Genomic DNA, 24,330 nt, shown 5'->3' with positions numbered 1-24,330 from the left:
AATCGGCGCTAAGGGGGATGATGGTATAATTGGTGCTCAGGGTGCAGTAGGTTCTTCTGGAGCAAATGGCACTGATGGTCAAGACGCCAATGCAAATATCAGTCTGAATTTGGTTGGACGGATCAAACTTAATCCTAGCGATCCCGAAGGTGCGGCGGAAATAGTTCAATTCCACCCAGCGTCCAAAACTATCTATGCAATCAATGGTGCTGCTGATGAGCCTACTATTGAAATGATTGATGCATCATCTTTAACCTCTGAAGCTTTGAACAATCCTCTGTCGGATGAAAACCTAACGTCTATTGCACTAGTATTGCCCACTGAACAAGGTGGCATTGTTTTAGCTGGCCCCACCAGCGTTGCAGTATCTGGTGACTGGATGGCTGTATCAGTGCCCGCAAAAGATAAAGCAACCAATGGCATGGTATTGTTTTATAACGGACTGGATACATCCTCACCAACTTTCGTAAAAGCGGTAGAAGTAGGTAACTTGCCTGACATGGTCATTTTCACACCAGATGCCAGCAAAGTCTTGACTGCCAATGAAGGTGAGCCGAGTGGTGACTACAATATTGACCCCGAAGGTTCGATATCAGTGATCACGATTGTAGACGGCACACCAAGCGACACATCAATCAATATCAGCTTCTCTGACTATAATGGCAAACAAACTGAGCTAGAAACACTAGGCATGCACTTTCCTAATCCATCGGGTCGCACTATTAATGGCACCTTGATCAACACAACAGTCGCGCAAGATTTAGAACCTGAATATATCACCACCACTAATGACGTTGCCTACGTCACACTGCAAGAAAACAACGGCTTAGCAATTATTGATTTAACTGACAACCGTGTACAAGTGATAGGCCTTGGTTTTAAAGATTGGAGTGATTATCAATTTGATGGCATGGAAGATGGCACAGTCAGTTTTAGGCAATATGACGATCTTTACGGTATGTATATGCCTGATACCATTGCCTCGTATCAATGGAAGGGTGCTGACTTTCTATTGACCGCAAACGAAGGTGATGCCAGAGAATACTTCTTCGATACGTTTAACGCTAACGGCGATCAAGATGAAGACTTATGCAACACTGCAGGTGGCCAAGACTTTGACGAGGATGATGGATGTTTGTCGTACAGTGAAGAAACTCAAGCTCGCCGTCTTGATTACGCCCCTGGCTCTAATCTGGATACCATTGCCGGTGATGATCCAAAAGACTTTGACTTCACTGCCTATCCACTAGGACGCTTAAATGTGACTAAAATATTGGGTGACAGTGACAGCGATGGTGAACATGAAGCTCTTTATGCCTATGGTGCACGTTCATTTACTATCTGGGACAGCAATGGGTTAGTGGTGTTTGATTCGGGTGATGATTTTGAGCGCATTAGCGCTTCTATTCATGGTAATGCCTTCAACAACAATAATGATGAAAATGAGGGAGACGCGCGCTCTGCGAATAAAGGTCCTGAGCCTGAAGCATTAACAGTGGGTAAAGTAGGTGATAAAACCTATGCATTTATTGGTTTGGAGCGTATGGGCGGCATTTTTGTTTACGATGTCAGCAACCCTTATGATACTAAATTTGTCGATTATGTAATTAACCGTGACCTTACCGAAGGTGGTGACATAATGGGTGATAATGGTCCAGAAGGCATGGTGTTTGTTGACGCTGCCAATAGTCCAACCGGCAACGCTTTAGTCATCATTGGCAATGAAATCAGCGGTACAGTTTCGATCTGGCAGATTACTGAGGGCTAAAATCGTTGAGCTAAAACATAAAAGCTGTTTACCACAGATAAAAAGAGTCTGACGCTACACTGGGAAAATGACAAGACAGATATATTCTCTTTTTTAACCTTTTCAACCTCTCTTTTCTGTGGTTTCTGTGGTTTCAAATTTTTTGCTCTTAGCTTTGCAGGCTATTTTTCGAGCTAAAATGCTTATCACCAAGGAATAAGAGCTACGCAAAATATTTTTTCATATTTAATTTTGCATTTAATAAAGAACAGCATTGATTATTACAAATAATGCCGTTTTTTATTTTTTGTCTTAAGCTAATAGCCTGTGGCTAGTGACTGCCTTTACCCCGCATATTTGTCTTTCATCAAATACGCAAAAGCCGTGTTAAAGGCGACTTCTTGAAACATCTTCAATCCTGTCTCGGGCATAGGCACAAGTACTGGGTTACGCTTCAATGATTCTTTAATCGCAGTAGGAGATAACACTATCACCTCAACATCAGTCAACAACTCTAATGCGGCTTCCATTTTAAAGCCTACTGCACCACCAGCAAATTTACCTTTCATTGGTCGCTGACGAATAACAATGTGGTCTATTTTGTAGTCCTGTACTAATTGCGCAAAAGTTTTTTGAAAATAGCGTAAATCTTTAGCGATTGCGTTTTTAGGCAATGATAGTTTGCGCGTATGGCAATCAGGAATTTGGAATACTTCTTCAGCCAATGATAACAAACATATATTTGCATCATTACTACTTAAATCAACACCGATTACCCGCATAACATTTTACTCTTACTTTTAATTTTAACTTGAATTGCAGGTATTATAACTTAATTCCTAAAAATCAGTGATACCAATACATCAATAAAACGATGTTGAGTGAATTACACAGTTGCACCAACATGTATCTTCACTTAATAATTATTTAAAGGTATAAAATGTTAACACTGTATGGCTTCGATGTGAGTAACTACTTCAATATGATCAAACTAGCCTTAGCTATTAAAGGTATTGAATATAAATCGGTCATCCTTTATCCCAATCAGTCAGCAGACTATTTAACTAAAAGTCCGATGGGCAAAGTACCTGCTTTAGAAACTGAGCAAGGTATTTTAACTGAAACCAATGTCATCCTTGAGTATCTTGATGACACTTACCCAGACAAACCTCTGTATCCAGGTAATATGTTTGAAAAAGCTAAGATTAAAGAATTGATTAAGATAACAGAGTTATACTTAGAACTTCCTGCAAGACGTTGTCACTCTGAAGTCTTTTTTGGACAAGTCGCCGACGAACTGACTAAAAAAGAGGTTAAACGTGCTTTATGTAAAGGTATCGAAGGTTTGGCTCGATGCGCCCACTTCAGTCCTTATCTGGCAGGCAAGCAACTAACAGCTGCTGACATAGTGTTTCTTTATAGCGCTGATTTAGCATCTGCAGTTGCTGGTAAATTATTTGATATTGACTTACTTGATATAGCACCGGGTGCTAAGCAACTTATGGCTACATTAAATGAGCGTGAAGATGTTATTAAAATCGCAAAAGGCAGAAAAATAGCCAATATAGAATTCAAAAAATATATTGCTAATCTTAGTTAAATATTACAACTACTGATCAATTAATAAAATGTTGGCGTAACACGTGTTATAAATGTATCTATTTTTGAAGAACAAACATGAGTTTCACCACAAACGCAAAATTTAGCTGTCCTTACTGCATGGTCATAAATAATATTGAAATTGATGAGGAAAACGATTTAAACCAGCAACAAATTGTAGATTGTCAAATTTGTTGTTCACCCATTGAAGTTTTTGTAACGGCTGGTATTAATGACCAATTTAATATCATAGCCACTACTGACAGTGAATAACAAAACAATAAGGTCACTAGATGATAGATGTATTTAATGCTAATCAGTCGTTACAAGTCATTATTCAAAAAGCAGAAGATGAAAGAACGTTGGTAAAGCTGGTTACAAAACATATACACAACTACGAGTTTTCAACACAAGTTGATAGTGATGAGATTGACATAGCCTTTGCTGCCAGTGGGGGGGCAACTCGCTGGGTCAACAGCGACAATTTGAAGATTAAATGCGAACCCACACCAAATAGACAGACTACCTTCGGTGATATTTTAATTGAGCAACCTCAGGGGTATGTCAACTTAGCTACACCGGCAGGCTTTATTCCCTTAGTGGATGTTATCTATTCGCAAGGTCAACTTAGTTTAAAACAACTAAACTAGGGTCCCAGAAATCAATTAGTTTACAATTGGCCCACACATGTTGGCCAATTTTTGTTTATCTCAAGTTGGTGGTAACCTGACGCCATTCTATCTGTATAAGTCAAAATCATATTTATGGTCAAGATGCCTCGAAATATAATAACATGGTGCGCAATCGCTTTTATCAGCCTACATTTGCCTAGCCTTGCACAGCAGCTAACCTTTAATAAGTCTAAACAAAGTAAGCAGATGTATTTCAATTATTCTTGGTCAGATCATCAAGAGCAAGCACAAGACATCGCTTTCACATTGCCATTGTTGAAACTTAACAAACAAACTCACAAAAAATTCATTCCTAGTTTAGCTCAGCAGTATGTATATATTGAACTGCACAAAGCTGCACGTAAGATCAGCCCCAAAGAAGCTAGAGTTCAGATACAACGAAGAGGACAAGATATACAAATTGAAGTTACCAGTAGATCCAATAATTTATTAGAGCGGTGGCAACGTTCAATGGATCAAAGTAAGGAAAAAGCTCTTAACCAATATCTTCAAGATAATTATTACAGTTACTTTCGTTCTCATCTTGGCCAAAAAGCGATAAAGCCTGATCACTTGCGGTATATCTCAGAAAACAAAACGGCCTTATTACCTATAGCTCAAGCAGTGTTCGAAAAACTTCCTATCAATAGTGACACCCGCGCCTATGTGAATTTAGTTCTCAGCTGGGTACAAAGCATTCCTTACAATAAATTAGAAGATCGCTTAAATTCTAATGGTGCTGGTTACCTGCCACCACTTTCTGTTGTGGCCAATAACCAAGGGGACTGTGATAGCAAAGCGGTATTAATGGCAAGCTTAATCCGCTCTTTACTGCCAGATGCAAAAATGACGATGTTATATTTACCTAATCATGCATTATTGGGCATCGTTCTGCCTTTTAGAGACGGCGAACAAACCTTAGCTATAAATGGCTCAGACTATTTATTAATGGAACCCACAGGCCCCGCCAAGATCCCTTTAGGTAATATTGCAACGCGCAGCAGCACAGATATTGCCGGTAATATGTATAGTTTCGAGGAAATACCTTAAGGTTTCTGGTCCTAATTAAGATTAATTAGTCATGCCTAATAATATCACATCAGGCTAATGTTCTATTATCGGCGTTAATGCTTCAATAAAGTCTTCGCGACGCGGGACTGTGATGACGAGATAAAACCTACCTTTAAGATATCAATATTGATCTTATCGTTATCAACTAACATCATAGTACCGCGTTTTATTAATGCTTAACTTTCACTTTCATTAACTACATTTTTGACTAACTGCACTTTTTACTAACTACACTTTTTACTAACTGCACTTTTTACTAACTGCATATTTGTTGTCCAAACATTTTGCTTATAATTGTTCCTCAGCAAATTCTGCTAATCTACTGCGCACAACTCCGTCTAAATTTATTGTGGCACTACCAGAGAAACTCTTGAATTTCTCTACTATGTAAGTTAAACCTGAAGTCACAGCGCTTAGATAATTACTATCAATTTGCGCTAAATTACCACTACATATCAACTTAGTACCTTCACCACATCGAGTAATAATAGTTTTTAATTGAGATGCAGTCAGATTTTGTGACTCATCGAGTATGACAATGGCATTTTGAATACTTCGACCACGCATGAAATTGACTGATTTAAACTGAATATTCGCTTTTTCCATGATGTAACTCATGGAGCTTTTCACATTTTCATCATTTTTATGTAGCACCTCTAAACTGTCAGTGATGGCAGCAAGCCAAGGCGCCATTTTTTCTTCTTCGGTGCCAGGTAAAAAACCAATAGACTCAGCGATTTCAGGTGTGCTCCTGGTTACGATTATCTTGTCATACATATTTTTTTCTACGACCATTTCAAGTGCTGCTGCTAAAGCCAGTAAGGTTTTTCCACTCCCTGCTGGCCCGGTTAAAATAACTAAGTCAATATGTGGATCGAGCAATGCATGTAAACCCATTGCTTGGCCAATATTTTTTGGTGAAATACCCCAAGCTCTTCGCGCCATGAGTCTTTCGTAACCTAAGTCTAGAACATCCATATAGTCGCCGCTGACGGACTCAACTAGACCAGCAAAATGCTGGCTTCCATCTAATAAAAATTCATTTACATATGCATTGGGTAATACGTTACGTTCAATAGTGTGAATAGTATCTCGGCCTTCTGTACGACTATCTACCGATTTCACCTCATCCCAAAAATTACCGTTAATATGATGATAGCCCTTAGACAAATATTTAATATCGGTGACCATCTGATCGGTGCGATAGTCTTCTACATGTGCCAATCCAGCTCCTTTGGCCTTTAAACGCATATTGATGTCTTTAGTGACCAATACCACTTGTTTTGAATGTTGAGATTTTTGTAAATACAACGCACTGTTGATAATCCGATTATCATTTTCGTTACTGGTGAAAATTTGCTGCGACACGGGTACACCGTGGTCGACAAAAATTGATAAACTGCCTGTCGGCGCGGACTCTCCTGCACCGAAACCTTGCATTGATACTCCCTGCATTAGATCTTCAGGGGTGGCATCGTGAAGTAAATTTTCCATGGCTCGAATAGATACTCGAGCATCGCGGGCAACATCTTTTTTACTGTCTTTGATATAATCCAATTCTTCAAGAACTGTCATGGGCACAACAACATCGTTTTCTTTGAAGGATAAAAAGGCAAGGGGTTCATGAAGCAGTATATTAGTATCTAACACGTAAATTTTTGTACTTGCTACTTTTACTCGTGACATCCGGCGCTCCTATAGGATTTTGATACAGTACCTGCCAGTTAAGTCATGTTTTTTAATAAGCCTTCGTGCATTTAATAAACACTTATGCTTAAAACATACTTAACTACAGGCTTACTATTAAACAATAAAACACTTTCTCTAGACAATCATCTACTTTTAGACAGTACAGGGTAAATTTTTTGTTACAATGCGCACCGCACTGGCCTCCAGTGACTTAGTATGAACCCACAGTAGTAATTTCATAGGTGATAACAAGACAATGGCTAAGCAACAATTTTTTGCCTTGGGGCAACGTTGGCTCAGTGATACTGAAACTGATTTAGGTCTAGGTACTATTGTGCAAATTGAAGCACGCACAGTCACAGTGGTATATCCAGCTACGGGTGAAAGTCGTATCTATGCAGCCCAGACTGCTCCTTTGACACGTATAGAGTTTGTGATTGGCGATAGCGTAAAAAGCCATGAAGGCTGGGAGCTGCTAGTCGAGCAAGTACAGGAAAAAGATAACCAACTTACATATATTGGACATCGAACTGATAATAACGAAGCTGTTACTCTAAAAGAAACCTTCGTCGACCACCATTTTCAGCTTAATCAACCAGAACAACGATTACTGAATGGACAGTTTGATGACCCCAAATGGTTTGACTTACGTGAACAATGTCTGTCCCATCAATTCGAGCATAGCACCTCATCGTTACTCGGTTTTGTTGGTGCAAGAGTCGATCTTATTCCTCACCAGTTACACATAGCCTCTGAAGTAGGCAGACGCCATGCTCCAAGAGTATTACTGGCTGACGAAGTTGGCTTAGGTAAAACAATTGAAGCTGCCTTAATTATTCATCAGCAGTTACTCACTGCTAGAGCTCAGAGGGTGTTGATTGTTGTACCATCTAGTTTGGTACATCAATGGTTGGTAGAAATGCTACATAGAGTTAACTTGGCTTTTTCAGTATTTGATGAACAACGCTGTGAAGCTATGTCAGAAGATGCAAGTAATCCATTTGAAGCTGAACAACTGATCATATGCAGTCTTGACTTTTTGACCCACAACAGCCGCTACTACCAACAAGCACTTGAAGCAGATTGGGATTTAATGGTGGTAGATGAGGCACATCATTTAATCTGGTCGCAAGGCCAGCCCTCCCAGCAGTATCAGGTTATAGAAGGCTTAGCCAACGTCACTAAAGGGGTCTTGCTGCTTACTGCCACCCCTGACCAACTTGGACATGAAAGCCACTTTGCTAGACTAAGACTACTCGACCCTGCACGTTTTCATGACTATCAAAGCTTTGTCGCAGAAGAAAAACAGTATAGCCAGTTGGCGACTGCCATAAGCCCATTGCTTACCGGAGATAAATTAAGCGACCACAATATTCAGGCTATTAGTCAATTTGCAGCGGCTGATATGTTGCAAGGTATAGATGCATCAGACTCAGAAACTAAGACTAAATTACTGCACACTTTATTAGATCAGCATGGCACAGGACGACTATTATTCAGAAACAGTCGGGCTGGAGTGAGTGGTTTTCCAAGTAGAAAATTATTCAGTTATTCATTAACCCAACCTATTGAGTATTCTTTACTTCTAGCAGAGGAACCAAATAATATTCAGTTACAGCTGACACCAGAAAGGCATCCAGACGTGGTCAATACTTGGGTGAATTTTGATCCCAGAGTTGATTGGTTTACAGCCCAGTTAAAATTATTAAAGGGCGAAAAGGTCTTAACGATTTGTGCTAACGCCAGTTCTGCATTGCAATTATCAGAAGTATTGCGAGTAAAATCAGGCACCCGCTCAACTGTATTTCATGAAGGTATGGGGATCGTTGAACGAGACAGAGCTGCTAATTATTTTGCTCAATCTGAAGACGGCGCTCAAGTGCTAATTTGCAGCGAAATTGGCAGTGAAGGTCGTAACTTCCAGTTTGCACATCATTTAATTTTGTTTGATTTACCTTTAGTACCTGACCTTTTAGAACAACGCATAGGTCGACTCGATCGTATAGGCCAAAAACACGATGTGTGTATTCATGTTCCTTATTTTGATATGAGTGCTCAGCAAGTGTTACTCAATTGGTATCACGAAGGTTTAGGCGCTTTCGAGCATACTTGTCCCACTGGAATGACGGTGTATGAAGAAACCCAAGAAATGTTATACACCTGTATTCAAAATCCTGAAGATATCCCTAAGTCAGAACAGCTGATCAAACAAACCGCTAGCCTACACCGCGAACTCAAGTTAAAACTTGAGCAAGGTAGAGATAAATTGTTAGAGCTCAATTCATCGGGTCAAGGAAGAGTTGATGTCTTTTTAGAGCAAATTATGCAGGCAGAACAGTCACCTAAACTCGAACTCTTTATGACTCGCCTGTTTGATGCCATTGGTTTGTTACAAGAGGATCATGATGAAAGCTGCTATTTATTGCGCCCTACCGAAACCATGATTAGCCCTCTTCCAGGTTTAGACGAGGAAGGTATGACCATTACCTATGAACGCACAACGGCAACATTATTAGAACATGTCACTTTCCTAAGTTGGGACCACCCAATGATACAGCATGCTATGGATATGTTGACCACAGACGTGATAGGTAAAAGTTCTATTGCGTTTTGCCGAGATAAAAGCAAACCTGCCGGTGCATATTGGCTAGAATGTCTTTTTGTACTTTCAGCTAAAGCGGCAAAAGGTTTGCAACTCTCTCGATTCTTACCGCCAACACCGCTTAAGATCTGTATTGATGCAAAATCACAATCTATAACCAAACCATTTATTCAATTAGAACCTGTACTCCCCAAAATGGGCAATCAACTCATCAGCGCGCTTAAAACTCAGGTGGAAAAATGCCTACATAATGCCTACCAACAAGCTGATCAAGAAGCTGTGCGAATAAAAAACAAACGAATAACGCTGATGCAACAGTTGTTAGGTAGTGAATTAGCCAGATTACAAAGCTTACAAAAAGTGAACCCTGCTATTCGCGATGAAGAGATTGAACACGTGTCTAATCAGATCGACAACCTTGAAAGCATCATGGGCGAGGCAAGATTAAATCTTGAGGCTGTCAGGCTGATTGTGAATAATCCTAAGTAAAGGCTAGCGTATGGAAATTCTTAACTACAATCCCCCTTTGAACCCTTACTTGGAGATTGTTTTTCAAGATGATGACATCGTTATATTTAATAAACCCAGCGGGCTGTTAAGTGTTCCAGGTAAAGAACATGCTGATTGTTTACAAGCCCGAGCACAAACGGTGTTTCCCACTGCGACAATAGTCCATCGATTAGATATGGCCACATCAGGATTGATGGTGATGGCCTTAAACAAGCCCGCTCATAGGCATATATCCAAGCAGTTTGAATTGCGTGAAACAGCTAAAGTGTACCAAGCTATTGTTTTTGATATCCTGAAACAAGACTCCGGAGTAATCAACTTACCGCTGATTTGTGACTGGCCAAACCGTCCAAAACAAATTGTCGATCATGAACGGGGTAAAAAAGCGCTGACACACTGGCGGGTACTTGAAAGAAATGCCAACACAACACGTGTAGAACTGAAACCAGTCACAGGTCGTTCACACCAACTAAGAGTGCATATGTTGAGTATTCAGCATCCTATTATAGGTGACACTTTATACGCCCATGAGCAAGCCTTAGATATGGCTGACAGACTTAACTTACATGCGATGTTTCTTAGCTTACGCCATCCAGTCACAGAGCAAACGTTATATTTTGAGTCTAAGGTACCGTTTTAGTGATTCTATTGGTACGTTTTAACAACAACTATTTAAGGTGTTCATTTCGCAATATTCCATACATTTTCATGTCATGGAAACCACTATTCCAATAACATTTTCCACGTAAAGTTCCCTCGAAAGAAAATCCTAAACTTTTCAATAATTTTTCTGATGGCTGATTGCTTGGTAAAATGAGTGCTTCAACACGATGCACATAAAAATGAAAATCGTCAGAAAAAATAAAATTGATAATAGTGCCAACCGCCTCTGATGCATAACCTTTGCCCCAAAAATGTGAAGACAATTCGTAACCCACAACTGCACTGTGGTCAAACTCGTTCCAATGAGTAAAACCGCAAGTACCCAAAAACACACCAGATGATTTGTCACGAATTGCCCACCTAATTCCGGTGTCACTATCAAATCGAGCATCAAAATACGCAATTAATTGATCCGCTTCATTAATTTTTTTGAAACGTTCAACATCGTAATGTTCGATGATGTCAGGATCTGAAAATATAGCGAACAGAGGTTCGCGATCATCTGTCGTAAGTCGATTAAGTAATAAACGCGTAGTTTCAAGCGTTGGAAATTCTAGGTTAGACATGAAGCCTCTGATAAAAAATGTACGTTGATCTATTATTAACGAAATAATGACTGCTGCAAAATTAAAGTACTACCTATTACTTTCCGATAAACTAACTGAGTCTATTAATTAAGGTCATTATCGTTATTAAATTTTTTCTTTTCATTTTTCTCGCTTTACTGTGTTCGCTCAGTTTTGCTACCTCAAATAACCAATTACTAAGAAGATTGGATATTCAACGTGGACTATTTGCTGATGCTTACCAAAATTTTGATATTGACGGTCAACCAATTATTTATGTACTACAAGAAAATACTACGGCCATTACCAGAGGTGTAGCAGTGATGATTGCTGATAGTGGCATACCTATAGTCGGCCAGGAAGGTTTCTCCGCTTTAGCCAACGAGCTCAATAAGGTGGGTTGGGTCACTATTTTACTGCAAGCTCCCGACATAGGTTTCATTCCCACATTTTCTCCAGATGTAGCTATTGAAGAGGATGTAAAAACAGCCGTTGCGAAAGAAACAGATAGCTCCACCAAAAAACAAATGCTCACCGCATCGAATGTGGATCGAGATATAAGTCAGTCTGCAGTAACGACCATAGATAAGCAGGCATTTGCAGAACACGAACAACAACTTGTCTCTCATTTACAAGCCGCCTTCGAAAAATCTCAAGAGTACCCAGGCTTTTTCCTAGTCATCAGCAAAGGCACCAGTGCTGCTTGGTTAAGCAAAATTTATGCAGAGAAAACCTTAGATGCACCGAACGCTTTTGTGGCTATCAGTCCCTTTTGGCCAGACAGAGAAAAAAATCAACGGCTACCTCAATGGATTGCTAATACGCCTATGCCAGTATTAGATTTGTATAACAGCAGGGATAATGGATGGTCGCAAACAACAGTTTCTCAACGTGAAATCGCTTCAATCAAATCACTAAAATTACAATATCGACAACGAGAATTGCTTGGATTTAATACATATCATCAATATAACGTTTATCTTAGTAAAGAAATTTATGGATGGCTAAGCCATATGGGATGGTAATAAAGTCTTTATAGCAGTATTTGCAGATAGTCCTTATTCAAAATAAGGATTCTAGTCCCTGTAAAAATAAAAAACATAGCTATACTTGGGATCAGTTGTTATCAACAATTAAGAAGGCCTTTTATTAGTGTCCACAGTTAGTAATTTTGTAGAGCATAAGTCTAAACAACTGGCGTATTTTGTCCGAAGTTTTCTGCAAGAAAAAATTCCTTATTCAGAGTTAGATTTATTTTTCTGGGATACCATGGAAGAATGGCACCAAGTTGAAAAGGGTAAACATTTACCTTATGAAAAAACCGAGCAAGTGTTTTGGCATGTATTGCATCAGGTTCATTACTGGCCTCAGAACACGCTTATTGAAGACCCATACTTAAGAGGTGAACTAGAAACCTGTCTTGATTGCCTAGAGAGTGAAGGTAACTACCCATTACCATTAGATTGCATTGGAATAAGGCCTTAGGCCTTTTAGTTTGGCTATCAATATCGAAGTTCTATAATTTATCCTGAAACGAACATTTATCCTTGTTAGAGGCAATGAATATCATCTCTTATAAATCTCAACAATAATAAACCTGGAATAACCATTAATACGGTTAGTAAAAAAATACAGCCAGGTTTCCATCAGTTCAGTCCACAAAAAACCGCTACTTGTGGCCATAAAATACAATTGAGTCAGCTTGATGTAGTGGCAGAATACATATCAAAGCGTTTATTGGCCCACAAAATCAATACCAGTACAGGAACCCCCATCAATGCAGTACTTAAGAAAAAGTATTGGTAACCTATAGTTTCAACAATCGTACCTGAATAGCCACCTAATATTTTTGGTAGTAAAGTCATTAACGAGCTGAAAATAGCATATTGCACGGCAGTAAATGAGATATTGGTTAGACTAGATAAAAAAGCAATAAAGGCAGCACTAGCTAAACCTGCCGATAAATTATCTGCCGAAATAACCAGATATAACAAATTCATATCATGGCCGACTTGAGCAAGTAACATAAATAATAGATTGGTTATCGCTGACAACAACGCGCCCAAGAACAAAATTTTCAATACACCAAAGCGTACGCTTAATAGGCCGCCTAAAAACCCACCTACAATGGTCATTATTAAACCAAAAGTTTTCACAACACTAGCAATTTCAGGTTTGGTAAAACCTAAATCTAAATAAAATACATTAGCTATTACACCCATTACAATATCGGAGATCCGGTACAAACCAATCAAGGCCAATAATAACCACGCTAACGACCAGCCATATCTTTGGAAAAAATCGTTGACCGGTTCAATGTAAGTGACAAAGACTTTTTTTTGTTGCACTAGGCCGCTAGCAATGACTATTTTAGCAATAAGACCAGCAACTATTAAGGCTAAAGCTAAACGAGCAAGCTCAATCATTGCATTGGCTAAATAGCTATTAGCTATCAGCGAACTTAATGCTGCTTTTGCCGACACCGCATCAGATGCCGTCAAATAAAAACTAGCCACAAAGCCACTAACAGCAAATACAAACATCAGGAAAAAACCTAATTGGTTTTGCTTATCTTGTGCTTGGTTCTGCTTATCTTGTGCTTGGTTCTGCTTATCTTGTGCTTGGTTCTGCTTATCTTGTGCTTGAGTGTGCTTATCTTGTGCCTGAGTGAGATTATTTGATTGCGGCTCGCTGACCACTAAGGTGGTTATCACACCGAGCGACATCATTGCAGCCATAATTAGATAGGTTGTTTGCCAAGCCAGATAATCATACTCGCCCATGCTCGAGCCAAAATAACTGGCTAACACCAAGGATCCAGCTCCAGCAATCAGCATACCGATACGGTAACCGGCGATGTAGCTAGATGACATTAATGCTTGTAACTGCGTATCCGCAGACTCAATTCGATAGGCATCAATCACTATATCTTGGGTCGCCGATGAAAAGCCTAATAATACCGCTGCCCATGCAATAACTACTAAGGTTTGCGTGGCCGGATCAACAAAGGCCATAGCGACAATGGCTAGCATAATCATCACTTGTGACAATAACATCCAAGCTCGGCGGCGGCCCAAAAAACGCGTAAGAATTGGGATCGGTAAGCTATCTACCAAGGGTGCCCAAACAAATTTAAAAGAATAACCTAAGGCGGCCCAGCTAAAATAAGTGACGGCTGCACGATCTATTCCCGCCTCACGTAACCACAAGCTTAAAGATGAAAATATCAGTAACAAAGGTAATCCAGCTGAAATGCCAAAAAACAACATTGTGATAACTCGAGGGTGTTTGAAAGACTTTATGGTATCTAACCAAGTCGCTTGAGAAGCCTTAGGGATATCATTCATTAACTTGTTATTCCGTAATCGTAATTAATAATTAAGGTAACAATCTTGGTATTGGGTATATCCCATCACTAGGACACGACGTTTGGTTAAGTTTATTCAATTAACACTACTTGGTTTCTACCCATATCTTTAGCCTCATACAATGCTTTGTCGGCTGAATCTAACCATTGTGTACTGTCTTTGTAGGTGTCTTTAAAACCTGCAATACCGATACTAATAGTGAATGAAATATGCTTTTCATCATAAACCACAGTACATTTTTCAACTAAGCGGCGAATGCGCTCTGCTACAAACTCTACATTAGCTACGGGGGTATCTGGCAATATGATGGCAAACTCTTCTCCACCATAACGACCAGCAATATCGGTTTCTCTAGTCGTTTTTTTGATGATACTGGCCAAAGTTTTAATGATTTTGTCACCTGCAGGATGACCATACATATCATTAACTTCTTTTAAAAAGTCGATGTCTACCATTATTAGTGATGAGGGGTTTCCGTTGCGCTTATCTCTTTTATACTCCATAACAAACTGTTCTTCCCAGAAATGTCTATTGCATAACCCAGTCAAACCGTCTACTTGGCTCATCTTTTCTAATTGTCTATTTAGTGACTGCATACCTAGGCGACTTAATGCCTCTTCTGTCACATCGTAAATCACCAAACATACTCGCTCCACTTGTCCTGTCAAAGATGCCAGCGGAAAGATCGTAATGTTTTGGAACATATGTTCAGCTTGAGAAGTAATTGGGCGACTACAATTAAAATGAAACAAGTATGGGCGCTGTTCCCAGATAATAAATACTGGACTCTTTAACGAAAATGCAGGTGCCGCTTTGCGAGTAAACCACTGTTCATCTATTTCAGGAAAAAATTCAAATAAATTTTTATTTTGGATCATTCCCGGCACGATACTACTGTGATTTTCCATAAACTGATTCCACACCTGCACATTAAATTCTTTATCTAGCACAACAATTCCCACCTCAATCGAACCAAGTAGATCATGTTTCCAATGCATTTCTGCCAAACTGCTATCAACTTTCATAAAATCGAACCTTAAGAATGAGATGTGACAAGTTTATCGAATACTAAGTCGATAGACTCGTTTGGGAATAATAGTAACAAATCAAAGTTGATATTTTGACTCTTTATAGAATAGGCAATTTCTATTGCCAGCATATCTTCTTTTCTTTGGGTTGTTGTTTTGAGGATATCGTCCAAATCGCAGTGTCGGCCTAAAATAATGGGATGGTTATGGCTAAATACCGAATGAAGCTGTTCTGAGAGTGCGCGTAAACAAGCGCCAATTAAAATATTTGAAACATCCATTAGCGCTTCCAGCTCCAAAGAACCGCTGCTCTTATCGTCTGTGTATTTGAGAAGCTTAACCATATTGCTAAAGTTAGAGTCATTAAAAATAACCAGCGCTTCGCCATTGATACCTGCGCTTATAAAACCTTGAGAAACGGCAGAAACACTTTCATTTCGCTGAATGTCGGCAATAGCCATGTGTAATTCAGTATTAGTAATCAAATTAACGTTAGGGATAGGTAAGTCGATAAACTCACCTAGAAGTTTAGCTAAACTTTCGCCGGCTTGACCCATCGATACGTTTGCCATTTCACGATAAGCATCTAATTTTTCAACATGAGAATTATTTGTGATGGGTACAACATTTTCTGCTCGTTTATTAGCAGAAGCTTTCCCCGAATATAAACCAAACTGAGTGAGGATTTCTACAAGCTTGGCATTATCGATTGGCTTGCGGATAAATTCAAGCGCACCCAGCGCCAACATTCGGGAGCGTGCTTCAGGTTGCACATCACCCGACACCACGATCACCATAGTAGGTAAATCTTCATCCTTGATTACTTGCATAGTCTCATAACCGTCCATAACGGGCATGTTTAAATCAAGAAATATCACGTCAGCTTTACCTGCTCGGATCATGTCTAATGCTTCCTGTCCATGCTCAGCGAAGCTTATATCGACATCCCACCCATCTGGAATAGATCTTTGCATTTGCTTACGAGCGAAGCTCGAATCATCACAAATAAGTACAGGAATAGTCATCTGGACATTGTCACCTAATTCTTGTTTTTCTAACGGATAAGTTAAATGGCCACTACTGCTTTGATGTGGTCGTGTGCCTGGTAGTTTTTTAATTCGAAATCATTGATATCAAAAGAAAATATATCCTTAATATTAGGGTTAATTACCATTTTGGGCAAGGGATAAGGTTGGCGTGTAAGCTGTAAATTTGCTTGCTCTAAGTGGTTTACATATAAATGTGCGTCGCCCAAGGTATGAATAAAATCACCTGGCTGTAAGTCACAGACTTGCGCTAACATCATCGTTAACAGCGCATAACTAGCAATATTAAAAGGCACACCCAAAAAAATATCACCGCTACGTTGGTATAACTGACAAGATAATTTACCTTCCAATACATAAAACTGAAACATAGTATGACATGGAGGTAAAGCCTGCCTACCCTGTTCTGCATTTTCTTTTGGCGAATATGAGGTATCTGGTAATACAGCTGGATTCCAAGCACTAACAATCAAACGTCTTGAGTCTGGATTGGTTTTGATTTGTTCAACCAACTGACTAATTTGATCAATAACTTGTCCATCAGCACCTTCCCAGCTTCGCCATTGTTTTCCGTAAACAGGTCCTAACTCGCCATCGTCAGTAGCCCATGCATCCCAAATCTTGACATTATTTTCGATCAAATAAGCAATATTTGTTTCGCCTTTTAAGAACCACAAAAGTTCATGAATAATAGATCTCATATGACATTTTTTAGTCGTGACCAAAGGAAACCCAGCACTTAGGTCAAAGCGCATTTGGTAGCCGAATGCACTCAATGTTCCTGTGCCAGTGCGATCTTCTTTTTTAACACCCGTGTCTAATATATGGCGCATTAACTGTAAATATTGTTGCATTCTCAACCGTCTCTTTATACTTCATTATACTTTAAAATTTATATTGTCTTATATCCCAGCGCGAACCAAACCGCCTAGCCCAACTGACTCAAGATAATGATTCATCTCTTCTCTTACATCTTGCGGATTGTTTAAGGTCAACACTTTGGCTAACAATTGTTCTGCATTGCCCCGATGTATATTGCGTATAATCCATTTTACTTTCAGCAAATTATGGTTGTTCATACTGAGTTTTCGGTAGCCCATTGCAAGTAACAACACAACGCCACCTGGCTCTCCAGCGAGTTCACCACACACTGTCACTGGCATCTTTAATAGGTCTGAATGTTTGGCAATAGTGTGCAAAGCACTCAATACTGCAGGATGATAGCTATCGTATAGTTCAGCCACACGAGGGTTGTTACGATCTACTGCCAACAAATATTGGGTTAGATCGTTGCTGCCTACCGAGAAAAAGTCAACGATTTTAGATAGTTGCGGAAGTTGGTATAAAACAGCGGGAACTTCCAACATTACACCAATTTTAGGCATGTAAAGGCTTTCACCCTGCTCCTGAGCCTCTTCTTCCACTTCATAAAAAGCTTGCCTAATGAGACGTTTAGCCTCACTGACTTCGCTTACCGACGTTATCATCGGCAACATAATGCTTAAATTTTCTAAACCAATGCTGGCTCTCAACATGGCTCGAATCTGCACTAAAAAAATTTCAGGATGATCTAGTGTTATACGAATTCCGCGCCAACCAAGAAACGGGTTTTCTTCAGAAATAGGAAAATAAGGTAAAGGTTTATCACCTCCTACGTCTAATGTGCGCATAGTGAAGGGCTTGTTGGGTTCAGCTTCAAGTAGAGCTCTATATAATTCTACTTGTTCTTGCTCAGTGGGAAACCTTTCACGCATCATAAAAGGTATTTCAGTACGAAATAACCCTACACCATCAGAATATGGGTTGTCATTTTTTTCTTTTTCAAGTGACAAACCCGCATTAGTAAACAAGCGAATTTCACAATTATCAGTTGTGACTGTCGGTAAAGTATCTTCTAAACGAATGCGTTCAGATAATAACTGTTCTTCTTTAACTAGCTGGTCGAATTCGCGCCTAATAGTGACATTGGGGGAAACAATAACGTCACCGGTATAACCATCCAGTAAAATTTCTTTTTCGTTCAACAAAGCAATGGGTATATTGCTCAACCCCATCACAGCAGGCACTCCCATTGCTCTAGCCATAATTGCTGCATGAGAGTTGTTTGACCCACGCATAGACACAACGCCCATGAGTTTTTCACTTGGAAATTCAGCTAACATTACAGCAGTGACATCTTCAGCAATTAAAATAGAAAGGTCTGGGATCACCCTTCTTACTCGTTTATCAGCAGTTATACCAAGTATGTTAGCCAGCACCCTATTGCCCATGTCCTCAACATCTACGGCACGTTCGCGCATATAGGGGTCATTCATAGCTTGAAACTGACGAATATAATTCTCTACTACCATTTTTAGAGATGTAGGTGCATCCCACCCCAATTTAATTTCTTTCTCAACGTCTCGACCTAAACTGTTTGCATCTAGTAAATGATAGTAAAGCTGGAAAATAGCACGAACGTCCTCAGGTACCTCACCTTGCATTCGCTCAGATAACACCGCCATATCAGCTTGTGTTTGTTTCACTGCTTGACGGTAATTTTGAACTTGCACATGCTGATTTTTACTTCGTTTAGGAACATGATTATGGATACTGACCATCATGTTTTGTAAATAACCCACACCACTGGCTAGCCCAGATGAGCCGGGAACACCCTTCAGAGATTTTTGCCAGTCTTTGGGAATATTTTCTTGTAAAAGATTAATGGAACCGCGCGCTTTAGCATTGGCAATTTCAACCGCTAATTGCATTGCAAGTGTGACCAAAAAAGCTTCTTCGTCTTCACTAAAACGTCTTTTGTGCTGCTGTTGAAGAGTCAACACACCTAATACTTTACGTTGATGAATGATTGGCGCACCCAAGAAGGCATGGTAATTATCTTCTTGTACTTCTGGGTAGTGTTTGAAACGGGGATGTCTTTGAGCGTCACTAATATTGAGGGGTTCTTCACGTTGGCCAATCAAACCAACTAAACCTTCTGAAAAACCGATAGACACCTTGCCTACAGCAGTTTTTGCCAGACCTTCAGTCGCAGCCAACATAAAATGCTGATGCTCGTAATCAGCCAGATAAATACTACATGAGTCAACTTTTAAAGCCTCTATTAATCTTTTAGCCAAACAGCTTAACGCATCATCAAATACAGGAATTTGATTCACTTCTTGAACAATGCGTTTAAGCGTAGTAAGCATAAGACTTATTTATCTCTCATGTATATCTGGTTCGGAAATTAGACCTTCCTGCGCCGTTTTATTTTTTGATAGTTGCCTTGATTTTGCCCTACAATTTCTGGCATGGCAGTAGCTGAAAACTCTTTCATCACTCGGCGATATACATCCCGTTTAAAAGAGACCACGTTACGCACCGGATACCAAAAGCTCACCCAGCGCCAGTCGTCGAATTCAGGATGACCTGATTGTAATAAATCTACATCCTCTTCTTTACAGACAAGTTGCAATAAAAACCACTTCTGCTTCTGACCTATACAGACAGGATTACTTCCCTGCCTAACCAATCGCTTAGGCAGTTTGTAACGCAACCAATTTTTGGTGACAGCCAGAATTTTTACGTGTTCTGGCTTCAGTCCTACTTCTTCATGGAGTTCGCGATACATTGTTTGTTCGGCAGTTTCACCTTCATCGATTCCGCCTTGCGGAAACTGCCAAGAGTGTTGTCCATAGCGCCTTGCCCAGAATACTTGGCCTGACTCATTGCAAATCACTATGCCAACATTGGCGCGGAATCCTTCGGCATCAATCACTTAGACTCCCGAGAACTCTATTCTTTTAATATGAGGTATTCTTCCATAAACTACAGCGTATTCAAAGCAATAAAAAAAATATTCCCAAGTCAAAGAGTCCGAATGAAAATATTTAGTATACCCAACGCTGAACCTAAATCGATTCAAGACCTAATGCAAAGAGCAGCAGCGCTAGCCGGTCTAACCCTTGGTGAAATCGCGGAGACCGCAGATGTGAAAGTTCCCATAAACTTCAAACGGGAAAAGGGTTGGACGGGTCAACTCATTGAACTTTGCCTAGGTGCCAGCGCAGGTTCTAAGACACAACAAGACTTTGCAAAATTAGGCATAGAATTAAAAACCATTCCCATAGACAAGCACGGAAAACCTTTAGAAACAACTTATGTATGTTATGCACCGCTTACCAATATAGCTGGAGTGGAGTGGCAAACCAGCAGCGTCAAAAACAAAATTCAACAAGTACTTTGGGTGCCTATCGATGGCAGAAGAGAAGTTGCCCCACAAGATAGATGTATTGCCACCCCTTTTTTATGGTCACCCGATTCATCACAAGACAATCAATTACGCGCCGACTGGGAGGAACTTATGGAAATGATAGCCCTTGGTCAAGTAGAGAACATTACCGCGAAACACGGTCAATACCTGCAGCTTCGCCCAAAAGCGGCCAACGGTGATGCGTTAACTGAAGCTGTTGGTAAGAATGGACAAATTATTTATACTCGACCAAGAGGTTTCTACTTAAGAAAAGAATTTACTAATAAAATTCTACAAGATTTTTTTAAAATTCAAGAGTATTAGCGACAAGTCTCAGTTTTGCACCCACACTTATCGCTACGTACTTGATGAATATCTATCTTTTACTTGGGGGTCCTTAACACCATCAATCTAATCTCAGTCATATCTTCCATAGCAAATGTGATGCCTTCACGGCCTAAACCAGATTCTTTTACTCCACCATAAGGCATGTTGTCTACTCGCCAACTGGGTACGTCACCAATTACAACACCGCCCACATTCAATTCGTCCCATGCTTTGTGGGCTTTATAGATATCTCTAGTGAATACCCCGGCTTGCAAACCAAATTGGCTGTTATTGACCTCTTTTAAGGCTTCATCAAAATCACTAAAAGAACTGATAATAGAAACAGGACCAAAAGCTTCTTCTGTATTAATAGCCGCATCACTTGGTACATTTTCCAATAAAGTAGCTTGCAACATGTTGCCTTCGCGTTTACCACCACATAATAAATTAGCCCCTGCAGCAACAGCATCTTGTACCCAATTATCTAAACGTATGGCTTCTGATTCAGAAATCATTGGACCAATGAATGTATCTTCATTCAAGGGATCGCCATGGATTAAATTGGCAACTTTATCGGTATAACGTTGTTTGAAGTCATCATAAATTGACTCATGCACAATTACACGTTGCACGCTGATACAACTTTGACCTGATTGGTAGTAAGCACCAAATACAATTCGTTCTACAGCGTCGTCTAAATCACTGTCAGCGTCCACTACACAAGCTGCGTTACCACCTAATTCGAGGATCACAGGTTTCTTGCCTGCTTTCGCCTTTAACTCCCAACCAACTTGGGGTGAACCAGTAAAGCTTAGCAATTTAAACCTCTCATCTGTGGTGAACAAATCTGCACCATCACGGCTACATGGTAGGATCGAGAACGCACCTTTAGGAAGATCTGTTTCAGCTAGTACTTCACCGATGATCAATGCACCTAGCGGGGTTCTACTGGCTGGTTTTAGTACAAAAGCACATCCTGTTGCGATAGCCGGTGCCACTTTATGTGCGGCTAAATTTAATGGAAAGTTGAAAGGCGATATAAACGAACATGGACCAATTGGCACTCGCTTGTACATGCCTGTATAACCTTTAGCGCGAGGCGTAATCTCGAGGTTTATGACTTCACCATGCATACGCACAGACTCTTCAGCAGCAATTCTGAAGGTATCAATTAAGCGTGTTACTTCACCGCGAGAGTCTTTAATTGGTTTACCTGCTTCTATACATAGAGCGTGGGCCAGTTCGTCAAACCTTTCTTCAAAGCGTTTAACACAATGATTAAGAATATTTTGGCGCTCATAGGGTGCCATTTTATTTAATAAAGGCTGACTTGCGGCTGCAGCTGCAATCGCTTGGTCAATGGCCTTAGCATCAGCGATGGCGGTGTAAGTGGCTACTTCATTGGTATATTTATTAGTCACCGCCAAACCTTGATTGGCAAATACGGCTTCATTAGCCAGATAATAAGGGTAAGCTTTAGCTAACATGAAATCTCCTGGGTCATATCTGGGTTAAATAGCATCACTACGTATGCGTATTGTTTGATTTAAAGTCTTGTCGTTTAATGAATAATCTACTGGCACATCAATTAAATGGACACCGGGTTCAGCTAAACACTTTTGCACTTGTGGGAGTAACTCATCGGCTGCGGCTATTCGCCAACCTTTACCACCATAACTTTCCACGTATTTGACGAAATCAGGGTTACCATAATCTAGACCGTAGTTTTCAAATTCCATATTGGCTTGTTTCCATTTGATCATACCATAGGCATCATCACGCAAAATGATCACCACTATATGAAGCTTAAGTCGCACAGCTGTTTCTAATTCCTGGCTGTTCATCATAAAACCACCGTCACCACATACGGAGATCACGGGTTTATCTGGGTATACCATTTTAGCTGCCATAGCCGATGGTAAACCAGCACCCATAGTTGCTAATGCATTGTCTAGTAATAATGTATTGGGTAAAGCCGCCGGATAATTACGTGCAAACCAAATTTTGTACACACCGTTGTCAAGAGTGACAATGCCATCGTCTGGCATAGCTGTGCGGATATCTTTGACAAAACGCTCAGGTAAAATCGGGAAACGAGCATCATTTTCACTTTCAGCTCTGTGTTCAAGATAAGCGTTATGGGCTTTAAAAAAGAAATTAAAGTCCCACTCGGCTTTAGCAACAATCTGTTCCTTCACCTGCCAGATGGTATTGGCAATATCACCTATCACCTCCAGTTGAGGGAAATACACAGGGTCAACTGCTGCTTGCTCAAAGTTTATATGGATAACCTGCTGACCGTCATTCTTCATAAAAAAAGGTGGTTTTTCGACCACATCATGCCCGACGTTAATAATTAAATCGGCACGGTCAATAATACGGTGCACAAAATCACCCGATGACAAGGCTGTATTGCCCATAAACAAATCGTCATTTTCGTCAAGTACACCCTTGCCCATTTGCGTAGTGACATAAGGGATACCAGTTTTACTGACTAACTCTTTGAGCATTTTAGAAGTTAATTTACGGTTAGCTGCAGCACCGATAAGCAACAATGGTGATTTGGCAGCCTCAATCATCTCTACCGCTTTATTAATTGCTTTATATTCGGCAATAGGACGTCGACTCACGCTGGGCGTCAGTAAATAAGCATTTGTGTCTTCTGCCGCAATATCTTCTGGTAATTCAATATGTGTAGCACCAGGTCGTTCGTCATGAGCTAGCCTAAATGCTTCGCGTACCGCAGAAGGGATGCGGTCGCCACTGACTAATTGGGTAGTATATTTGGTAATAGGACGCATCATATCGACAACATCGATAACCTGAAAGCGCCCTTGTTTACTGGTTTTAACTGGCTTTTGCCCTGTTATCATTAACATAGGCATTGCACCTAATTGTGCATATGCTGCTGGAGTAACAAGATTTGTTGCTCCTGGACCGAGCGTCGATAAACATACGCCAACTTTACCAGTTAATCGTCCATATGTAGCAGCCATAAATCCTGCACCTTGTTCATGGCGAGTCAAAATAAGTTTAATGGGTGACCCTCGCAAAGACTCTAATAAGTCGAGGTTCTCTTCACCTGGAATACCAAATATGTATTCCACACCTTCTGTTTCTAGAGCTTTTACAAATAAATCAGACGCTTTCATGGACACTCCTGTAGCTGCCCCTTATACACATCTCCGACCCCACTAGACCGTACTAGA

21 protein-coding genes are annotated in these 24,330 nt (G+C 40.2%); 10 read left to right on the top strand and 11 right to left on the bottom strand.

Annotated elements, in window-relative coordinates; all coding sequences use genetic code 11:
• Window position 1 precedes the first annotated feature (1 nt).
• Entirely contained in the window at window positions 2-1,768 is a 1,767-nt protein-coding gene (locus QZ562_RS10190; RefSeq protein WP_293759563.1) for a choice-of-anchor I family protein, read from the top strand.
• A 323-nt stretch (window positions 1,769-2,091) separates the two neighbouring features.
• Here the strand turns inward: QZ562_RS10190 and QZ562_RS10185 are convergent, their stop codons facing one another.
• Complete coding sequence (locus QZ562_RS10185; protein ID WP_293759561.1) at window positions 2,092-2,529, bottom strand: DUF3010 family protein; 438 nt, start codon at window positions 2,527-2,529, stop codon at window positions 2,092-2,094.
• A 158-nt stretch (window positions 2,530-2,687) separates the two neighbouring features.
• On the opposite strand from QZ562_RS10185, the gene QZ562_RS10180 reads away from it, so the two are divergent.
• From QZ562_RS10180 to QZ562_RS10165, 4 genes are all read left to right on the top strand, one after another.
• Complete coding sequence (locus tag QZ562_RS10180; RefSeq protein WP_293759559.1) at window positions 2,688-3,347, top strand: glutathione S-transferase; 660 nt, start codon at window positions 2,688-2,690, stop codon at window positions 3,345-3,347.
• A 77-nt stretch (window positions 3,348-3,424) separates the two neighbouring features.
• Complete coding sequence (locus tag QZ562_RS10175; protein WP_293759557.1) at window positions 3,425-3,619, top strand: CPXCG motif-containing cysteine-rich protein; 195 nt, start codon at window positions 3,425-3,427, stop codon at window positions 3,617-3,619.
• Window positions 3,620-3,639: 20 nt separating this feature from the next.
• Window positions 3,640-3,996: a hypothetical protein gene (locus tag QZ562_RS10170; protein WP_293759555.1), complete on the top strand. Its 357-nt coding sequence runs from the start codon at window positions 3,640-3,642 to the stop codon at window positions 3,994-3,996.
• A gap of 228 nt (window positions 3,997-4,224) precedes the next feature.
• Entirely contained in the window at window positions 4,225-5,067 is an 843-nt protein-coding gene (locus tag QZ562_RS10165) for a hypothetical protein (RefSeq protein WP_293759553.1), read from the top strand.
• A gap of 309 nt (window positions 5,068-5,376) precedes the next feature.
• Here the strand turns inward: QZ562_RS10165 and QZ562_RS10160 are convergent, their stop codons facing one another.
• Entirely contained in the window at window positions 5,377-6,774 is a 1,398-nt protein-coding gene (locus tag QZ562_RS10160) for a PhoH family protein (protein WP_293759551.1), read from the bottom strand.
• A gap of 259 nt (window positions 6,775-7,033) precedes the next feature.
• On the opposite strand from QZ562_RS10160, the gene rapA reads away from it, so the two are divergent.
• Together rapA and QZ562_RS10150 are read left to right on the top strand one after the other, a co-directional pair.
• A complete protein-coding gene (gene rapA / locus QZ562_RS10155) occupies window positions 7,034-9,868 on the top strand; it encodes an RNA polymerase-associated protein RapA (protein WP_293759549.1) in 2,835 nt (944 codons plus the stop codon).
• A 10-nt stretch (window positions 9,869-9,878) separates the two neighbouring features.
• On the top strand, window positions 9,879-10,529 hold the full coding sequence (locus tag QZ562_RS10150; protein ID WP_293759547.1) for a pseudouridine synthase: 651 nt from the start codon (window positions 9,879-9,881) through the stop codon (window positions 10,527-10,529).
• 28 nt (window positions 10,530-10,557) lie between these two features.
• On the opposite strand, the gene QZ562_RS10145 is transcribed toward QZ562_RS10150, so the two are convergent.
• On the bottom strand, window positions 10,558-11,118 hold the full coding sequence (locus tag QZ562_RS10145) for a GNAT family N-acetyltransferase (protein WP_293759545.1): 561 nt from the start codon (window positions 11,116-11,118) through the stop codon (window positions 10,558-10,560).
• A 206-nt stretch (window positions 11,119-11,324) separates the two neighbouring features.
• Here QZ562_RS10145 and QZ562_RS10140 point away from each other — a divergent pair, with 206 nt between their 5' ends.
• Entirely contained in the window at window positions 11,325-12,143 is an 819-nt protein-coding gene (locus tag QZ562_RS10140; RefSeq protein WP_293759543.1) for a DUF3530 family protein, read from the top strand.
• A 127-nt stretch (window positions 12,144-12,270) separates the two neighbouring features.
• A complete protein-coding gene (locus QZ562_RS10135; protein WP_293759541.1) occupies window positions 12,271-12,603 on the top strand; it encodes a hypothetical protein in 333 nt (110 codons plus the stop codon).
• Between the two features lie 212 nt (window positions 12,604-12,815).
• Here the strand turns inward: QZ562_RS10135 and QZ562_RS10130 are convergent, their stop codons facing one another.
• From QZ562_RS10130 to rppH, 6 genes are all read right to left on the bottom strand, one after another.
• Window positions 12,816-14,465, bottom strand: a complete 1,650-nt coding sequence (locus QZ562_RS10130) for an MFS transporter (RefSeq protein WP_293759539.1) — start codon at window positions 14,463-14,465, stop codon at window positions 12,816-12,818.
• Between the two features lie 92 nt (window positions 14,466-14,557).
• Window positions 14,558-15,511, bottom strand: coding sequence for a sensor domain-containing diguanylate cyclase (locus tag QZ562_RS10125; protein WP_293759537.1), 954 nt, complete (start codon window positions 15,509-15,511; stop codon window positions 14,558-14,560).
• A gap of 11 nt (window positions 15,512-15,522) precedes the next feature.
• Window positions 15,523-16,539 (bottom strand): response regulator, encoded by a 1,017-nt coding sequence (locus QZ562_RS10120; RefSeq protein WP_293759535.1) that lies wholly within the window; start codon window positions 16,537-16,539, stop codon window positions 15,523-15,525.
• 41 nt (window positions 16,540-16,580) lie between these two features.
• Window positions 16,581-17,414: a thymidylate synthase gene (locus QZ562_RS10115; RefSeq protein WP_293759533.1), complete on the bottom strand. Its 834-nt coding sequence runs from the start codon at window positions 17,412-17,414 to the stop codon at window positions 16,581-16,583.
• A 48-nt stretch (window positions 17,415-17,462) separates the two neighbouring features.
• Window positions 17,463-19,751 carry a phosphoenolpyruvate--protein phosphotransferase gene (gene ptsP / locus QZ562_RS10110; RefSeq protein WP_293759531.1) on the bottom strand — a complete coding sequence of 763 codons (2,289 nt, stop codon included), beginning with the start codon at window positions 19,749-19,751 and terminating at the stop codon, window positions 17,463-17,465.
• A gap of 38 nt (window positions 19,752-19,789) precedes the next feature.
• The gene (rppH, locus tag QZ562_RS10105; protein ID WP_293759529.1) at window positions 19,790-20,320 is read right to left on the bottom strand and encodes an RNA pyrophosphohydrolase; all 531 of its coding nucleotides are present in this window, start codon (window positions 20,318-20,320) and stop codon (window positions 19,790-19,792) included.
• A 102-nt stretch (window positions 20,321-20,422) separates the two neighbouring features.
• On the opposite strand from rppH, the gene mutH reads away from it, so the two are divergent.
• The gene (mutH, locus tag QZ562_RS10100; protein WP_293759527.1) at window positions 20,423-21,118 is read left to right on the top strand and encodes a DNA mismatch repair endonuclease MutH; all 696 of its coding nucleotides are present in this window, start codon (window positions 20,423-20,425) and stop codon (window positions 21,116-21,118) included.
• 59 nt (window positions 21,119-21,177) lie between these two features.
• Here the strand turns inward: mutH and QZ562_RS10095 are convergent, their stop codons facing one another.
• Window positions 21,178-22,608 (bottom strand): aldehyde dehydrogenase family protein, encoded by a 1,431-nt coding sequence (locus QZ562_RS10095; RefSeq protein ID WP_293759525.1) that lies wholly within the window; start codon window positions 22,606-22,608, stop codon window positions 21,178-21,180.
• Between the two features lie 24 nt (window positions 22,609-22,632).
• Window positions 22,633-24,273, bottom strand: coding sequence for an acetolactate synthase large subunit (locus QZ562_RS10090; protein ID WP_293759523.1), 1,641 nt, complete (start codon window positions 24,271-24,273; stop codon window positions 22,633-22,635).
• Window positions 24,274-24,330 lie beyond the last annotated feature (57 nt).

The sequence above is a fragment of the uncultured Paraglaciecola sp. genome, from assembly GCF_913058035.1.
Taxonomy (GTDB): Bacteria; Pseudomonadota; Gammaproteobacteria; order Enterobacterales; family Alteromonadaceae; genus Paraglaciecola.
Note: the sequence above shows the minus strand (reverse complement) of the source record. Positions and strands in the feature narration are given on the sequence as shown.

Coding starts and splice junctions, on each gene's coding strand:
- QZ562_RS10185 (WP_293759561.1), bottom strand. CDS start 2,529: ATGCGGGTAATCGGTGTTGATTTAAGTAGTAATGATGCAAATATATGT.
- QZ562_RS10180 (WP_293759559.1), top strand. CDS start 2,688: ATGTTAACACTGTATGGCTTCGATGTGAGTAACTACTTCAATATGATC.
- QZ562_RS10175 (WP_293759557.1), top strand. CDS start 3,425: ATGAGTTTCACCACAAACGCAAAATTTAGCTGTCCTTACTGCATGGTC.
- QZ562_RS10170 (WP_293759555.1), top strand. CDS start 3,640: ATGATAGATGTATTTAATGCTAATCAGTCGTTACAAGTCATTATTCAA.
- QZ562_RS10165 (WP_293759553.1), top strand. CDS start 4,225: ATGTATTTCAATTATTCTTGGTCAGATCATCAAGAGCAAGCACAAGAC.
- QZ562_RS10160 (WP_293759551.1), bottom strand. CDS start 6,774: ATGTCACGAGTAAAAGTAGCAAGTACAAAAATTTACGTGTTAGATACT.
- rapA (WP_293759549.1), top strand. CDS start 7,034: ATGGCTAAGCAACAATTTTTTGCCTTGGGGCAACGTTGGCTCAGTGAT.
- QZ562_RS10150 (WP_293759547.1), top strand. CDS start 9,879: ATGGAAATTCTTAACTACAATCCCCCTTTGAACCCTTACTTGGAGATT.
- QZ562_RS10145 (WP_293759545.1), bottom strand. CDS start 11,118: ATGTCTAACCTAGAATTTCCAACGCTTGAAACTACGCGTTTATTACTT.
- QZ562_RS10130 (WP_293759539.1), bottom strand. CDS start 14,465: ATGAATGATATCCCTAAGGCTTCTCAAGCGACTTGGTTAGATACCATA.
- QZ562_RS10125 (WP_293759537.1), bottom strand. CDS start 15,511: ATGAAAGTTGATAGCAGTTTGGCAGAAATGCATTGGAAACATGATCTA.
- QZ562_RS10120 (WP_293759535.1), bottom strand. CDS start 16,539: ATGACTATTCCTGTACTTATTTGTGATGATTCGAGCTTCGCTCGTAAG.
- QZ562_RS10115 (WP_293759533.1), bottom strand. CDS start 17,414: ATGCAACAATATTTACAGTTAATGCGCCATATATTAGACACGGGTGTT.
- ptsP (WP_293759531.1), bottom strand. CDS start 19,751: ATGCTTACTACGCTTAAACGCATTGTTCAAGAAGTGAATCAAATTCCT.
- mutH (WP_293759527.1), top strand. CDS start 20,423: ATGAAAATATTTAGTATACCCAACGCTGAACCTAAATCGATTCAAGAC.
- QZ562_RS10095 (WP_293759525.1), bottom strand. CDS start 22,608: ATGTTAGCTAAAGCTTACCCTTATTATCTGGCTAATGAAGCCGTATTT.
- QZ562_RS10090 (WP_293759523.1), bottom strand. CDS start 24,273: ATGAAAGCGTCTGATTTATTTGTAAAAGCTCTAGAAACAGAAGGTGTG.